Below are 14377 nucleotides of genomic sequence, written 5' to 3'. Positions count from 1 at the left end.
TCGCAGCGCCATCCTGTATCGCCAGGCGGCCACTGCGGTGGTGTCGGCGCAGGGGACCAGGCCACTGACGCATCCGCGCAGCCTTGCTTTCAGAGTCCTGCGGGCAAGGGCTGGGCGAACTCCAGTACGGGTCTTGTCTGGGGCCAATCGCATGACACCTGCCGCACCGTGCCACCTGCCTGTAGCGCCTGCGCGCACAGCGGTTGCAGATGCGCGCAGGCATCTTCCAATCAGCCGCCCAACGCGTCCGGCAACAGCGCGTCGACGAAGGCGACCGGGTCGAAGACGCGCAGATCTTCCGGGCGCTCGCCGATACCGGCAAAACGGATCGGGATATTGAACTCGCGCGCCAGCGCGAACACCACGCCGCCCTTGGCAGTGCCATCGAGCTTGGTCACGACCAGGCCGGTGACACCCACGGCAGCATGGAACTGGCGCAGCTGCGAGATGGCGTTCTGGCCGGTGGTGCCGTCGATGACCATCAAGACTTCGTGCGGCGCGGCGGCATCGATCTTGCCGAGCACGCGGCGGATCTTGCCGAGCTCGTTCATCAGCCCGGTCTGGGTGTGCAGGCGGCCGGCGGTGTCGGCGATCAACACATCGGTGCCGCGCGCCTTGGCGGCCTGCAGCGCGTCGAACGCCACCGAAGCGGCATCGGCGTTTTGTCCCTGCGCGATCACGGCCACGCCATTGCGATCGCCCCAGGCCTGCAATTGCGCCACCGCGGCAGCACGGAAGGTGTCGCCGGCCGCCAGCATCAGACTGTTGCCTTCGTCCTTGAAGCGCTTGGCGAGCTTGCCGATGGTGGTGGTCTTGCCGACGCCGTTGACGCCAACGGTGAGCACCACGAAGGGTTTGAGCGAGCGGTCGATCACCAGCGGCTTGGAGACCGGCTGCAGCAGCGCGATGAGGTCGGCGCGCAAGGCCTTGAACAGCGCCTGGGCGTCGACGAATTCGCGCGACTTCATTCGCTTGCGCAGGCCGTCGATCAACGCGGTGGTGGCGCCGATGCCGACGTCGGCGGTGATCAACGCAGTTTCGATCTCGTCGAGCAGGTCGTCGTCGAGCTTGGGGTTGCGCGAGAACAGGCCGCCGAAGCTGCGTGCGAAGGTGCTGTTGCGCAGCCGTTCGCGCCAGCCGGGTTTTCCGGCCGGTGCGGCGGGGAGGGCATCACGCTGGCCGACAATGCTCTCGTCCTGCGTGCTCGGCAGCGGCGCGCTGACGATGGCCGGTGCGGTGACCGTCGGCGCGGCACTGGTTGGGGGCGCGCTGGCGGGAGGTGCAGCAGCCGCTGCAGGCGTCGAGACCGGCGGCGCGACCACGGCAGGGGCTGCGCGTTGCGAAGGCGCGGCTGGCTGCGCAGGCACGACGGGAGGCGGCGTCGGGACAGTCTGTGGCTGCGCCACGACCGGCGGCACCACCACAACCGGCGCGCTGGGGGCGCTGGCGGGTACCGGGTCTGGCAGCGCCTGCAATGCGGTCGGCGCAGGCGCCGCAGGAGTTGTCGGCGCGCTGGGAACGGCGGCAACGCTTTGCGCCTGGCCCGTGCGTGCAGCGATCTCCTGTGCCAGCTGGTCGGCTGGCGCAGCGGTGGTCTGCGGCGGTGCCGGCGCAGCAGGCTCGCTGCCTGCCGGAGCAGGCGTGACAGGCGCAACAGGCGCAACAGCCGGCGTTGCAGCCGTCTCTGTGCCTGGCTCGGCCGTGGCGAGCGCTTCGACCGGCGATGCCGGGGTGGCGGCAGACGGCGCGGTGGGGAATGCGGCTGCCAGTTCTTCCAGGCTGTAGCGCGAGGTACGCGAGCTGTCTGGCGTGATTGGCTTGTGACGGCGAAAAAAGCTGGCCATTGGCAACGCAGTAGGGGAAACCCGAAAGTCTATCATCCGGCCCCCCCGACACCTTGACGCTGCCTCCAGCGCCGCGCCCGGGCGCATTGCATGCACCGCCGCACGCAGGTCTGGCGACTCACCTAGCTGCGCCAGCGCATGACAAATCCTGCCGAATTCGGCATTTGTGCCAGCGATGTGTCAACGCGAAGTTGTGTCCTTACAACTGACCTTTGAGCGCGCGGTAATCGCGCGGCGTCATACCGACGGTGGCCTTGAACTGGCGCGCGAAGGCGCTCTGGTCGGCGAACCCGCAGCGTTGCCCGATGCTGGCGATGCTGTCGTCGCCGTAGAGCAGCCGCATCGCCGATTCGATGCGCAACTTGGTCAGCAATTGCTGCGGGGTGACCTGGAACACGCGGCGGAAGTGGCGTTCCAGCTGCGCCACCGACAGCCCGGCCAGGTCGGCCAGGCTCTGCACGCGCAGGTTGTCGCCGAAGTTGGCCTGCATGTGGTCCATGACCTGGCTCAAGCGTTCGTACGCGGAATGACGGCTGTCGGGCTGGCCCAGGTCGCGCGAGATGCCGACCACGCCGATCACCTCATTAGCCTCGCACAGCGGGCGTTTGAAGGTCAGGCACCAACCCGGCAGGCGGTTGGGGTACAGATGCACTTCAAGCTGGTTGTCGATGAGCTCGCCGCACAGCACGCGGCGGTCCTGCATCATGTAGCTGCCGCCCAGCGGCAACGGAAACACTTCCAGCGGCGAGCGGCCGATGATCTCGCTGCGCAGCTTGCGTCCCAGCCGGCGCACCAGGGTCAGGTTGCAATGGGTGTAGCGGCCCTCGCTGTCCTTGATGAAGAACACCACATCCGGCAGTGCATCGAACAGCGTCTGCATTTCCAGGGCGGGCAGGTTGAGGTCCATCAGGGTCATGGTAGCGGTCACGATTAGACGGTTGCACGACGGTGCAGCCCAGCAATGATCCTAGCGCAAACGCGTGGTCGTGATTGGGGTGGTGATTGTGCGGATTTCCGCATTTTCACTCGGCATTGAACGCTAGTCGCCCGCAGGTCGGCAGTGGGAGCATGTGGCATGCACACCATCGACGTCATCGACTCCCACACGGCTGGCGAGCCTACCCGCGTGGTCCTTTCCGGTTTTCCAGATCTGGGCGATGGCGATCTGGCGCAGTGCCGCGAACGCTTTCGCAGCGAGTTCGACCACTGGCGCAGCGCCATCGCGTGCGAACCGCGTGGGTCGGACACCATGGTGGGCGCCTTGTTGCTGCCCGCGCGCGACCCAGGCGCCTGCACCGGGGTGATCTTCTTCAATAATGTCGGCTACCTGGGCATGTGCGGGCACGGCACCATCGGGGTGGTCCGCACGCTGGCCGCGTTAGGGCGCATCGGGCCGGGCCAGCACCGGATCGAGACACCGGTGGGAACGGTGGGGGTAGCGTTGGCCGACGACGGCACGGTGTCGGTGGACAATGTCGAGAGCTATCGGTTTGCCAGCGGGGTGGAAGTGGAGGTGCCCGGGCATGGCAGGGTGCGCGGCGACGTGGCCTGGGGCGGTAACTGGTTCTTCATCACCGAGCATGCGCCGTGCGCGCTGGACCTGGCGCACCAGCGCGAGCTGACCGCCTACACCGAGGCGATTCGGCTGGCCCTGGAAGCGGCCGGGATCACCGGCGAGGCCGGTGGCGAGATCGACCATATCGAAGTCAACGGCGCCGCACCCGACGGCAGCGGGGTGGCGCGCAATTTCGTGCTGTGCCCGGGGCTGGCCTATGACCGCTCGCCGTGCGGCACCGGCACCAGCGCCAAGCTGGCCTGCCTGGCGGCGGACGGCAAGTTGGCCGAAGGCGAGCGCTGGGTGCAGCAAGGCATTCTGGGCAGCGCTTTCGAAGGCAGTTATCGGCTGAGCGGGCGCGGCATCGCACCGCGCATCAGTGGGCGGGCGTACATCACCGCGCGCGCGCAGCTGGTGATCGACCCGGCGGACCCGTTCGCCTGGGGCATCGTGGCCTGATGGAACCCCAGCGGCCCGCGCCGGTGCTTGCGTCGGTCACGCCGCCTGGCGCAGCACTGTCCGCTGCGATGGCAGGGACCGTTGCTGCAACGCACGCGTCGGCAGCGGCGCCTGGATTGACTGCGGTTGCCGGATCCGGGCCCGCCGCGTCTGCCGCATACACGCGACGCAGTTACGACCTGATCGTGATCGGCGCCGGCATCGTGGGCGCCGCTTGCGCGGAAGCCGCGGCGGGCGAGGGCCTTCGCGTGGCGATCGTCGAGCCGGGACCGATCGGCGGTGGCGCCACCGCAGCGGCGATGGGGCATTTGGTGGCGATGGACGACGACCCGGCCGAGCTGGCGTTGTCGGCGTATTCGCTGCGGCTATGGGAACGCTTCGCCACGCTCGGCGACGCCGAATTCAGCCGCTGCGGCACGCTGTGGGTGGCCCGCGATGCGCGCGAACTGGCGGCGGTGCCAGCCAAGATCGCGCGCCTGGCAACGGCCGGCCTGCATGCCGAAGCGATCGATGCCGCGCAGCTGTATGCGCTGGAGCCGCAGCTGGTGCCCGGGCTGGCTGGCGGCATGCGCGTGCCCGATGAAGCGGTGGTGTATCCGCCGCGGGTCGCGCGCCACCTGGTAGGCGCGGCCTGCACGTCCGGTGCACGCGTGTTCGCCGGCCGCCGCGTGGTGCAGCTGCAGGAGCATGCGGTGCGTCTGGACGATGGGCAGATGCTCGCCGGGCCGGTGCTGGTGGCCAGCGGTGTGGCCTTGCCGCAGCTATTGCCCGAGCTGGCATTGCGCCCGCGCAAGGGCCATTTGGTGATCACCGACCGGCACCCGGGGCTGATCCGGCATCAGCTGCTGGAACTGGGCTACGCGGATTCGGCGCATGGGGCCGACGAGACCAGCGTGGCCTTCAATGTGCAGCCGCGGCCCACTGGGCAGATTCTGATCGGTTCCTCGCGCCAGTTCGGCGAGCACGACCGCGACGTGTCGATGCCGGTGCTGCAGCAGATGTTGCAGCGTGCCTTTGCGTACCTGCCGGTGCTGCGTGAGTTGCAGGCGATCCGCGTGTGGACCGGCCTGCGTCCGGCCACGCCGGACGGGCGCCCGTATTTGGGGGCGGTGCCCGGCCGACGCGATGTGTGGGTGGCCGCCGGTCACGAGGGGTTGGGGGTCACCACGGCGCTGGGGAGCGCACGGGTGATCGTGGACAGCCTGCTCGGGCGCACCCCGGCCATCGACCCGGCGCCCTACGCACCGGCGCGTGCCGTGCAAGGCGCGCGCGCATGAGCGCGACGGTGCGTCTGCACGTGGATGGGCGCCTGGTCCAGGTGCCGGCCGGTGCCAGCGTGGCGGCGGCAGTGGCGCAGGCGACGTTGCAGTTTCGGCAATCGAGCAGTGGGCAAGCGCGCGCGCCCCTGTGTGGCATGGGCGTGTGTTTCGAATGCCGCGTGCGCATCGACGGCGTGGGACAGCAACGCGCCTGCCTGGTGGACGCATGCGATGGCATGCAGGTGCGCACCGATGGTTGAGCGCGCGCTGCATTTCGATGTGTTGGTGATCGGCGCCGGTCCGGCCGGGCTGGCGGCGGCGCGGGCGGCGGCCAGCCAAGGCGTGCGGGTGGGCGTGGTCGACATGCAGCCACGGACCGGCGGTCAGGTGTGGCGCAGCGATGTGCAACACGGCGCGCCGGCCGATGCGCGCGCATTGCTGCAGCAAGTGGCCGGCAATGCATCGATCACCGTGCTGACGCGCACGCAGATCTTGCTGGCGCAGCCGGGCTGGCTCCTGGCCGATGGCCCCGACGGCACGCTGCAACTGCATTACGCCGCATTGGTGCTGGCCACCGGTGCGCGCGAACTGCTGCTGCCATTCCCGGGCTGGACCCTGCCCGGCGTCACCGGTGCCGGCGCGGCGCAGGCGCTGGCCAAGCAGGGCTGGCCGCTGGCGGGCAAGCGCGTGCTGGTGGCCGGCAGTGGCCCGTTGTTGCTGGCCAGTGCGGCCACGTTGCAACGGCATGGCGCGCGCGTGCTCGGCATTCACGAACAAACCTCGCCGGCCGCCCTGCATCAGTTCGCACTGCAGTTGTGGCGCTGGCCGGGCAAGGCGGCGCAGGCGGTGGCGTTGCGCCTGCAGCTGCGCGCGGTGGCATATCGCGCCGGCAGCATCGTGATTGCCGCGCATGGCGACACGCAGCTGCGCGAAGTGGAACTCGCCGGGCCCGGCGGCCGCACGCGTCTTGCCTGCGATCAACTGGCGGTGGGCTATGGCCTGGTGCCCAACACCGAACTTGCGCAATTGCTGGGTTGCCAGCTGCAAGCCTACGGCGCGCACCAGCAGGTGCAGGTGGATGCGCTGTTGCGTACCAGCGTCAACCAGGTCTTTGCCGCCGGTGAAGTCTGCGGCATCGGCGGCCGCGATTGCGCAGTGATCGAAGGGGCGATGGCCGGGCATATGGCCGCCGATGCACCGGAGGCGGCGCTGCGCCTGCAGCCACGGCGTCACGCCGCGCGTGCGTTTGCCGACCTGCTGCAGCGGCAATTCGCGCTTGACCCGCGCATCCGCACCCTGGCGCAGGCGGACACGTTGATCTGCCGCTGCGAAGACGTACCGCTGGCTGCCCTGGACAGCTTCACCGATGCACGCGACGCCAAGCTTGCCTCGCGCTGCGGCATGGGCGCCTGCCAGGGCCGCATCTGCGGCGCTGCGCTGGCCGAGCTGGGGCGTTGCCCGCCCGATCTTTCCACCGACGCCGGCCGCCGGCCGCCGTTGTTTCCGGTCCGCCTCGCGGCGCTGGCCGACCCGTTCACTTCCGACTCGCAAGGGAAACATCCATGAGCAATGCTGCGTTCTGGCACGGCGTGCTGCCGGCCATCACCACTCCGTTCACCGCCAACGGCGAGATCGACCACGATTTCCTCGGCAAGCACGCCAATCAACTGGTGGATGCCGGTTGCACCGCGATCGTGCCGCTGGGCTCGTTGGGCGAGGCCGCGACCTTGAGCGTGGAAGACAAGCTGGCGATCCTGCGCACGCTGGTCACCGCCTTGAACGGCCGCGTGCCGGTGGTGCCGGGCATCGCCAGCCTGGCCACCGGCGAAGCGGTGGCGCTGGCCAAGGCGGCAAGGGACATCGGCTGCGGCGGCTTGATGGTGCTGCCGCCGTACGTGTATTCCACCGACTGGCGCGAAATGGGCGCGCATGTGCGCGCGGTGATCGGCGCCACCGATCTGCCGGTGATCCTGTACAACAACCCGGTGGCCTACAAGACCGATTTCGGCCCGGCGCAGATCGCCGAGCTGGCCGCCGAATTCCCCAACCTGCAGGCCGTGAAGGAGTCCTCCGGCGATGTGCGCCGCTTCGCCGCGCTGCAGGAATTGCTGGGCGATCGCCTGGCGCTGCTGGTGGGCATGGACGATGCCATCGTCGAGGGCCTGAGCATGGGCGCCAAGGGCTGGATCGCCGGCCTGGTCAATGCGTATCCGAAAGAATCGGTACGCCTGTTCGAACTCGCCCGCGATGGCGGATACCCGGCGGCCAGGGAGCTTTACCACTGGTTCCTGCCGCTGCTGCGCCTGGACACGGTGCCTACGTTCGTGCAGCTGATCAAACTGGTACAGGCCAAGGTGGGCATGGGCAGCGAGCAGGTGCGTGCGCCGCGCCTGGTGGTGGCCGGCGCCGAGCGCGATGCCGCGTTGAAGGTGATCGACCATGCCATCGCCACCGCGCCCACATTGCCTTGATGGCGCACTGATGCTGCCCTGGTCCGTCGTGCCTGTCGGTAAGCGCAGGGTGGCAGTTGTGCCGATTCGTAGCACGCGCCCTGCCTGCGCGCGCTGCGATGCGTTGGCCGATGCGGATGTGGCATCCAGTGCTGCATCCTCATCGTCTTGTTGGTCGGCCGCCAGCGCACCGAGCGCCGGTCCTGCTTCCCTGTCACCGAAGGTGCCGTCATGAACGATACGAACCACTCCATTCCCACGGCCGCAGCCGAGATCCTGCTGGCAGGGCAATGGCAAGCCAGCCGCGCCGCCACCGGCAGCTTCCGTGCTGCCGATCCGGCCACCGGCGAGCCGATCGGGCCGTACTTTCCGGTCAGTGGTGCGGACGATGTGGAAGCGGCCGTGGCGGCGGCGCAGTCAGTGGCAGCGGAGTTGGCGGCCGCACCGGTGGAGCGGATCGCTGCCTTTCTGGAAGGCTATGCCGACGCGCTGGATGCCGACGCCGACAACCTGGTCGCGCTGGCGCATGCCGAGACGGCGCTGCCGGCGCCCACACGCTTGCGCGGCAACGAACTGCCGCGCACCAGCGGCCAACTGCGGCAGGCCGCACAGGCCGTGCGCAGCTACAGCTGGACCCAGCCCATCATCGACAGCGCGGCAGATCTGCGTTCGCACCTGGCGCCGCTAGGCAAACCGGTGCTGGTGTTCGGTCCCAACAACTTTCCGTTCGCCTTCAATGCGATTGCCGGCAGCGATTTCGCCTCGGCGATTGCCGCGCGCAACCCGGTCATTGCCAAGGCGCATCCGTTGCATCCGGCCACCAGCCAGCGCATGGCGCAGCTTGCGCATCAGGCCTTGGTCGCGGCTGGTCTGCCTGCGGCGGCGGTGCAACTGCTGTATCACTTCGACAATGCCATCGGCCTGCGCTTGGCGGGCGATGCGCGGCTGGGCGCGATCGGATTCACTGGCAGCCGTGCCGGCGGGTTGGCACTGAAGGCCGCCGCAGACGCGGCGGGCGTGCCGTTTTATGCCGAGCTTTCCAGCGTCAACCCGGTCTTCCTGTTGCCGGGCGCGCTGGCCGAACGCGGCGACGCGCTTGCGCAGGACTTCTTCGCCTCCTGCACGCTGGGGAGCGGGCAGTTCTGCACCAATCCCGGCGTGGTGGTGGTGCCGCATGGCGCTGCTGGCGATGCGTTCGTTGCGGCCAGCAAGGCGCATTTCGACGCGGCCATGCCGATGGTGCTGTTCTCCGCCTCTGGTGTGGAAGGCGTGCAACGTGGTGTGGCGAGCCTGCGTGCCGCCGGCGCCAGCATGCTGGCCGGCGGACACACCGGCGAGGACGGTTACCGCTATGCGCCGACCTTGTTGAGCGTGGATGCGCACGCCTTCCTGGCCAACCCGCACGCCCTGCAGGCCGAGGCCTTCGGCCCGGTAAGCCTGCTGGTGCGCGCAGCCGATGTGGCGCAGATGGCACAGGTGGCGGCCGCGTTCGAAGGCAACCTGACCGGCACGTTGTACCGCGCGGCCGATGGCCGCGACGATGCCGCGTGGCAGACCATCGCGCCGGTGTTGCGCGCGCGGGTAGGGCGGTTGATCAACAGCAAGATGCCAACCGGCGTGGCGGTGAGCGCGGCGCAGAACCACGGTGGCCCGTTCCCGAGCACCGGGCATCCGGGCTTCACCGCGGTGGGCATCCCCGGCGCCATCCGACGGTTTGCCGCCCTGCACAGCTACGACGCGGTGCCCGATGCACTGCTGCCCGCCGAACTGCGCCAGCGCAATCCGGGCGGCGTGGCGCGTTTTGTCGACGGGCAATGGAGCACCGCCGATCTGGGAGCCGGCGCATGAGCAGCCAGATCGGCGGGCTGTCGGTGGAGCAAGCGCGTAAGCAACTCGCGCCGTGGACACAGCGCGCCGCGCCAATCGCCACGGACGAATACGAGCGCCGCATCGAGCGTGCACGCAGCCTCATGCGCGCACATGGCGTGGATGCGCTGTTGATCGGTGCCGGCACGTCGCTGCGCTATTTCACCGGTGTGCCGTGGGGGGCGAGCGAGCGTCTGGTGGCCCTGCTGCTGACGCTGGAGGGCGATGCGGTGTTGCTCTGCCCCATGTTCGAGGAAGGCTCGCTGGATGCGGTGCTGAAGATCCCGGTGACCAAATACCTGTGGGAAGAGCACGACGACCCGTATGCACTGGTGGTACAGGCCATGGACGAGCGCCATGCGCACGCCCTGGCGCTGGACCCGGGCATTGCGTTCGCCGTGCACACCGGCCTGCGTGCGCATCTGGGCAAGGCGATCCGTGATGCCGGCGCGATCATCGATGGCTGCCGCATGTGCAAGTCGCCGGCCGAGCTGGCATTGATGCAGCAGGCGTGCGATATGACCTTGCTGGTGCAACGGCTGGCGGCCGGTCTCGCACACGAAGGGCTCGGGACCGATGAACTGGTGCGCTTCATCGACGAGGCGCATCGCGCGCTGGGCGCCGACAACGGATCGACCTTCTGTATCGTGCAGTACGGCCACGCTACTGCGTTTCCGCACGGCATCCCGGGCGTGCAGCACCTGCGCGAGGGCGAGATGGTGTTGATCGACACCGGCTGCACCGTGCAGGGCTACCACTCCGACATCACCCGCACCTGGATCTATGGTGCGGCCAACGACGCGCAGCAGCGCATCTGGGACCTGGAGCAGGCCGCGCAGGCGGCGGCATTCGCAGCGATCCGTCCCGGCGTGGCATGCGAGGCGGTGGACCAGGCGGCACGCAAGGTGCTGGAAGCAGCCGGGCTCGGGCCCGACTATCGGCTGCCCGGGTTGCCGCATCGCACCGGTCACGGTTGCGGCCTGGCGATTCACGAAGCGCCTTACCTGGTGCGCGGCAATGCGCTGCCGTTGCAGCCGGGCATGTGTGCCAGCAACGAGCCGATGATCGTGGTGCCGGGGCAGTTCGGCGTGCGCCTGGAAGACCATTTCCACGTGACCGACGATGGCGCGCAGTGGTTCACGCCGCCGTCGGTGGCGATCGATCAACCGTTTGCGTGAGCCTGCAAAGGTTCACGCACGCGTAGGAGCGCACCCGGCGCGACGGGCATTACCGAGTAACGCCATTCGCGCTCAGGCGCGCCCCTACCGCGGTCCTTGCATCTTGGAGTGAATGCATGAAACACCTGCGTCCTGTTGCCATCGGTCTGCTCGCCGCGGCCTTGTTCACCGCCTGCAAGCCGGCGCCACCCGCAGCGGAGCAGGCCACGCCTGCCTCCGCCTCGACCGGCGAGCAGGCTGCCAAGGCCTTCGATGCGCTGCTGGACAAGCAGTGGCAGTCCCAACTGCAGCACAACCCCGAGTTCGCCAGCATCATCGGCGACAAGCGCTACAACGACCGCTGGAGCGATTACTCGCTGGCGGCCGTGCAAGCAGAGCGCAGCGCAACGGCCGACCTGCTCAAGCAGTTCGAAGCGGTGGATGCCAAGCCGCTGGACGCGCAACGCCAGCTCAGCCTGCAGATGATGCTGGGCCAGTTGCGCGACAAGCTGGAAGGCATCGACCTGAAGACCTATGCAATGCCGCTGGAACCGATCGGCGGCATACAGTTGGCGTTGGCCGGGTACGGCGATGCCTTCCCGTTCGAAAACGCCAAGGATTACCGGGACTACATCAAGCGGCTGCAGACGATTCCGGCGGTGATCGACCAGGTGATCGCGGTGTCGCGGCAGGGGGCGAAGGACGGCCTCACCCAGCCGCGTTATCTGCTCGAACGCCTGCCCGAGCAGATCGACAAGATTGCGGCCTTGACCGGCGAGCAGAGTCCGTTCGCCTCGCCATTGAAAAAGCTCGACGCCGCCGTACCGGCCGACCAGCGCGAGGTGCTGCGCAAACAGCTGCTCGCCGCGATCGACCAGCAGGTGCGCCCGGCTTACCTAAAGCTGGCCGCGTTCGTCCGCGACGAATATGCCGCGCAGGGGCGCGCGCAGGAAGGTGTCTGGTCGCTGCCCGATGGCGAGCGCCGCTACCGTTACGCCATCCACACCCAGACCACCACCGACATGGCGCCGGAGGACATCCACCAGATCGGCCTGAACGAGGTGGCGCGCATCGAAGGCGAGATGACGCAGATCGCCAAGGCGCAGGGTTTTGCGGATCTGGCAAGCTTCCGCAAGGCGGTGGAGACCGACAAACGACACTTCGCCACCTCGGGCGAGCAGATCCTGCAGCAGTACCGCCAGTACATCGCGGGAATGGAACCGCAGCTGCCGAAGTTGTTCGGCCATCTGCCCAAGACCCCGTTGGAAGTGCAGGCGATGCCGGCCTTCCGACGCACCGCACCGGGTGCCGAATATTGGCAGAGCAATCCGGAAGGCACCAAGCCGGCGATCGTGAAGGTCAACACCAGCGACTTCGCCAGCCGCACGTTGATCAATATCGAAACCACCGCCTATCACGAAGGGGTCCCGGGTCATCACCTGCAGATTTCGCTCGCGCAGACCTTGCCGTTGCCGCCGTTCCGCCAGCAGGCCGGCTACAACGCCTATATCGAAGGTTGGGCGCTGTATGCCGAGCGCCTGGGCAAGGAGATCGGTTTCTTCAAGGATCCGTACAACGACTATGGGCGCCTGTCCGGCGAGTTGCTGCGCGCCAACCGGCTGGTGCTCGACACCGGCGTGCACTACAAGCACTGGAACCGCCAGCAGATGGTGGATTTCTTCCACGCACATCCGTCCGACGACGAGCCCAGCATCCAGTCCGAAACCGATCGCTACATCGTCTGGCCCGGCCAGGCGCTGGGGTACAAGCTCGGGCAGCTGCAGATCCTGGCGCTGCGTGCGGAAGCCGAGAAAGAACTCGGCCAGCGCTTCGATGTGCGCGCCTTCCACGATGCGGTGCTGGGCGGCGGCGCGATGCCGCTGGCGCTGCTGCAGCAACGCGTGCGGCAGTGGATTGCTCAGGCCAAGGCGGCGCCGGAGGCACACCAATGAGCACTATCGGCACGTTACGTGCGAGCACATTGACGCTGCTGATTGCAGCCAGCCTGGGCGGCCTGGCCTTGCCTGCGAAAGCGGCCGAGGTCGCGGCTGCGGCCACTCAGAACACCGCAGCGGCACGCTTCAAGGCCTTGTACACACGCGAGTGGCGCTGGCGCCAGGCGCAGGCGTCCGGCGCGGTGGATGAAGACAACCAGGCCACGCAGGAGCAACAAGCTGACCATCTGCCCAAGGTCGATGTCGCCACGCAAAACCTGCGCACGGCGTATTGGCAACAGGTGTTGAAGGAACTGGACGCCATCCCGCAGGCGCAGCTGTCGGCCGAGGATCAGGTGAGTTACCAGGTGTACCGGCAGCAATTGCAGGTGTTGCTGGACCAGCAGCATTTTCGCGCCTGGGAAATGCCGTTCAACAGCGACTCGGCGTTCTGGAGCGATCTGGGCTTCAGCGCCGAAGTCAAGCTGCGCACGCGTGAGGATTACCAGCGGTATCTGAAGATGCTGGCCGACATCCCGCGCTATTTCGCCGAGCACACCGACAATATGCGCGCCGGGCTGGCGCGTGGTTTCACCCAGCCGCGGGTCACGATGACCGGGCGCGACCAGTCCATCGCCGATGTGGCGCAGGCCAAAGGCGAGGCCAACCCGTTCTACGCGCCATTCAAGCAGATGCCGGCGACGCTGCCGGCCGATGTGCAGGCGCAACTGCGCCAGCAGGCGGTCAGTGTCATTCAGACACAGGTGGTGCCGGCGTACGCCAGGCTGCTGGACTTCATCCGCAATGAGTACCAGCCGCGCGCACGCACCACGCTGGCCGGCGAAGCGTTGCCGGACGGGCAGGCGTATTACCGTGCGCAGATTCGCGAGTTCACTACGCTGGACTTGAGCCCCGACCAGATCCATCAGATCGGCTTGCAGGAGGTGGCCAAGCTGCGCACGCAGATGGACCAGACCATCGCGGCCAGCGGCTTCAAGCCGCCGGCTGGGCAGGCCGTGTTCCCGGCATTCCTGCACTTCCTGCGTACCGACCCGCAGTTCTACGCCAAGACGCCGGAAGAGTTGCTCAAGCAGGCGGCGTGGATCGCCAAGCGCGTGGACGCCAAGGTGGGCGATTACATCGGCCGGCTGCCGCGCCGTCGCTTCGCCATCGAACCGGTGCCGCCGGAGCTGGCGCCGTTCTACACCGGCGGTCGCGGTGGGCCGGGCATCTATCTGGTCAATACCTACAACCTGCCGTCGCGGCCGTTGTACAACCTGACCGCGCTGACCTTGCACGAATCCTCGCCCGGCCACGCGTTGCAGATGCCGCTGGCGGCAGAGGCGCAGGGTTTGCCGGAGTTCCGTCGTTACGGCTACATCTCCGCCTATGGCGAAGGGTGGGCGCTGTATTCGGAGTACCTGGGCCAGGAAATGGGCATTTACGACACGCCCTATGACCGGTTCGGCTACCTGACCTACCAGATGTGGCGCGCCTGCCGTTTGGTGATCGATACCGGTATCCACCACAAGGGCTGGACGCGCGAGCAGGCGCAGGCCTACCTGCGCGACAACACTGCGCTGAGCGAGCACGAAGTCACCACCGAGGTGGACCGCTACATCGCCTGGCCGGGGCAGGCACTGTCGTACTACCTGGGCGAGCTGAAGATCATCGAGTTGCGGCACAAGGCCGAAGCCGCGCTCGGCGAGAAGTTCGACATCCGTGCCTTCCACGACGCGATCCTGGAAACCGGCTCGGTGCCGCTCCCGGTGCTGGAGCAACGCATCGCCCGCTTCATCGCCGAGGGTGGGAAGTCGCCCTGGGCTCAGGAGGCGTCGGAGCAATAGCAATGC

The 14377-nt window shown here is 67.9% G+C and carries 11 protein-coding genes; 9 read left to right on the top strand and 2 right to left on the bottom strand.

From position 1 onward, the window contains the following. Positions 1 to 230 precede the first annotated feature (230 nt). Positions 231 to 1844 (bottom strand): signal recognition particle-docking protein FtsY, encoded by a 1614-nt coding sequence (gene ftsY, locus ACCQ03_RS13260; protein WP_057678201.1) that lies wholly within the window; start codon positions 1842 to 1844, stop codon positions 231 to 233. Between the two features lie 199 nt (positions 1845 to 2043). After that, a complete protein-coding gene (locus ACCQ03_RS13255) occupies positions 2044 to 2760 on the bottom strand; it encodes an AraC family transcriptional regulator (RefSeq protein ID WP_017157083.1) in 717 nt (238 codons plus the stop codon). A 159-nt stretch (positions 2761 to 2919) separates the two neighbouring features. On the opposite strand from ACCQ03_RS13255, the gene ACCQ03_RS13250 reads away from it, so the two are divergent. The 9 genes from ACCQ03_RS13250 to ACCQ03_RS13210 all read left to right on the top strand — a co-directional run bounded on the left by ACCQ03_RS13250 (position 2920) and on the right by ACCQ03_RS13210 (position 14371). Further along, on the top strand, positions 2920 to 3858 hold the full coding sequence (locus tag ACCQ03_RS13250) for a proline racemase family protein (protein ID WP_150146511.1): 939 nt from the start codon (positions 2920 to 2922) through the stop codon (positions 3856 to 3858). A 116-nt stretch (positions 3859 to 3974) separates the two neighbouring features. Then, positions 3975 to 5135, top strand: a complete 1161-nt coding sequence (locus ACCQ03_RS13245) for an NAD(P)/FAD-dependent oxidoreductase (protein ID WP_139790934.1) — start codon at positions 3975 to 3977, stop codon at positions 5133 to 5135. Then, entirely contained in the window at positions 5132 to 5377 is a 246-nt protein-coding gene (locus ACCQ03_RS13240; RefSeq protein WP_057678198.1) for a 2Fe-2S iron-sulfur cluster-binding protein, read from the top strand. The genes ACCQ03_RS13245 and ACCQ03_RS13240 overlap by 4 nt, the downstream gene beginning before the upstream one ends. After that, positions 5370 to 6683 carry an FAD-dependent oxidoreductase gene (locus ACCQ03_RS13235; RefSeq protein WP_209227246.1) on the top strand — a complete coding sequence of 438 codons (1314 nt, stop codon included), beginning with the start codon at positions 5370 to 5372 and terminating at the stop codon, positions 6681 to 6683. Before ACCQ03_RS13240 ends, ACCQ03_RS13235 begins: the two co-directional genes overlap by 8 nt. Beyond that, complete coding sequence (locus ACCQ03_RS13230; protein WP_057678196.1) at positions 6680 to 7588, top strand: dihydrodipicolinate synthase family protein; 909 nt, start codon at positions 6680 to 6682, stop codon at positions 7586 to 7588. Before ACCQ03_RS13235 ends, ACCQ03_RS13230 begins: the two co-directional genes overlap by 4 nt. Positions 7589 to 7798: 210 nt before the next feature. Next, entirely contained in the window at positions 7799 to 9415 is a 1617-nt protein-coding gene (locus tag ACCQ03_RS13225; RefSeq protein WP_209227244.1) for an aldehyde dehydrogenase family protein, read from the top strand. Beyond that, positions 9412 to 10611, top strand: coding sequence for a M24 family metallopeptidase (locus tag ACCQ03_RS13220; protein ID WP_057678195.1), 1200 nt, complete (start codon positions 9412 to 9414; stop codon positions 10609 to 10611). The genes ACCQ03_RS13225 and ACCQ03_RS13220 overlap by 4 nt, the downstream gene beginning before the upstream one ends. A 116-nt stretch (positions 10612 to 10727) precedes the next feature. Continuing rightward, entirely contained in the window at positions 10728 to 12542 is a 1815-nt protein-coding gene (locus ACCQ03_RS13215) for a DUF885 domain-containing protein (RefSeq protein ID WP_057678194.1), read from the top strand. After that, positions 12539 to 14371 carry a DUF885 domain-containing protein gene (locus ACCQ03_RS13210; protein WP_150146504.1) on the top strand — a complete coding sequence of 611 codons (1833 nt, stop codon included), beginning with the start codon at positions 12539 to 12541 and terminating at the stop codon, positions 14369 to 14371. The genes ACCQ03_RS13215 and ACCQ03_RS13210 overlap by 4 nt, the downstream gene beginning before the upstream one ends. Positions 14372 to 14377 lie beyond the last annotated feature (6 nt).

This window comes from Xanthomonas sp. NCPPB 3569 (assembly GCF_041475645.2).
GTDB lineage: Bacteria > Pseudomonadota > Gammaproteobacteria > Xanthomonadales > Xanthomonadaceae > Xanthomonas > Xanthomonas phaseoli.
This window is presented reverse-complemented; position numbering and strand designations above follow the sequence as displayed.

Coding starts and splice junctions, on each gene's coding strand:
- ftsY (WP_057678201.1), bottom strand. CDS start 1,844: ATGGCCAGCTTTTTTCGCCGTCACAAGCCAATCACGCCAGACAGCTCG.
- ACCQ03_RS13255 (WP_017157083.1), bottom strand. CDS start 2,760: ATGACCCTGATGGACCTCAACCTGCCCGCCCTGGAAATGCAGACGCTG.
- ACCQ03_RS13250 (WP_150146511.1), top strand. CDS start 2,920: ATGCACACCATCGACGTCATCGACTCCCACACGGCTGGCGAGCCTACC.
- ACCQ03_RS13240 (WP_057678198.1), top strand. CDS start 5,132: ATGAGCGCGACGGTGCGTCTGCACGTGGATGGGCGCCTGGTCCAGGTG.
- ACCQ03_RS13235 (WP_209227246.1), top strand. CDS start 5,370: ATGGTTGAGCGCGCGCTGCATTTCGATGTGTTGGTGATCGGCGCCGGT.
- ACCQ03_RS13230 (WP_057678196.1), top strand. CDS start 6,680: ATGAGCAATGCTGCGTTCTGGCACGGCGTGCTGCCGGCCATCACCACT.
- ACCQ03_RS13225 (WP_209227244.1), top strand. CDS start 7,799: ATGAACGATACGAACCACTCCATTCCCACGGCCGCAGCCGAGATCCTG.
- ACCQ03_RS13220 (WP_057678195.1), top strand. CDS start 9,412: ATGAGCAGCCAGATCGGCGGGCTGTCGGTGGAGCAAGCGCGTAAGCAA.
- ACCQ03_RS13215 (WP_057678194.1), top strand. CDS start 10,728: ATGAAACACCTGCGTCCTGTTGCCATCGGTCTGCTCGCCGCGGCCTTG.
- ACCQ03_RS13210 (WP_150146504.1), top strand. CDS start 12,539: ATGAGCACTATCGGCACGTTACGTGCGAGCACATTGACGCTGCTGATT.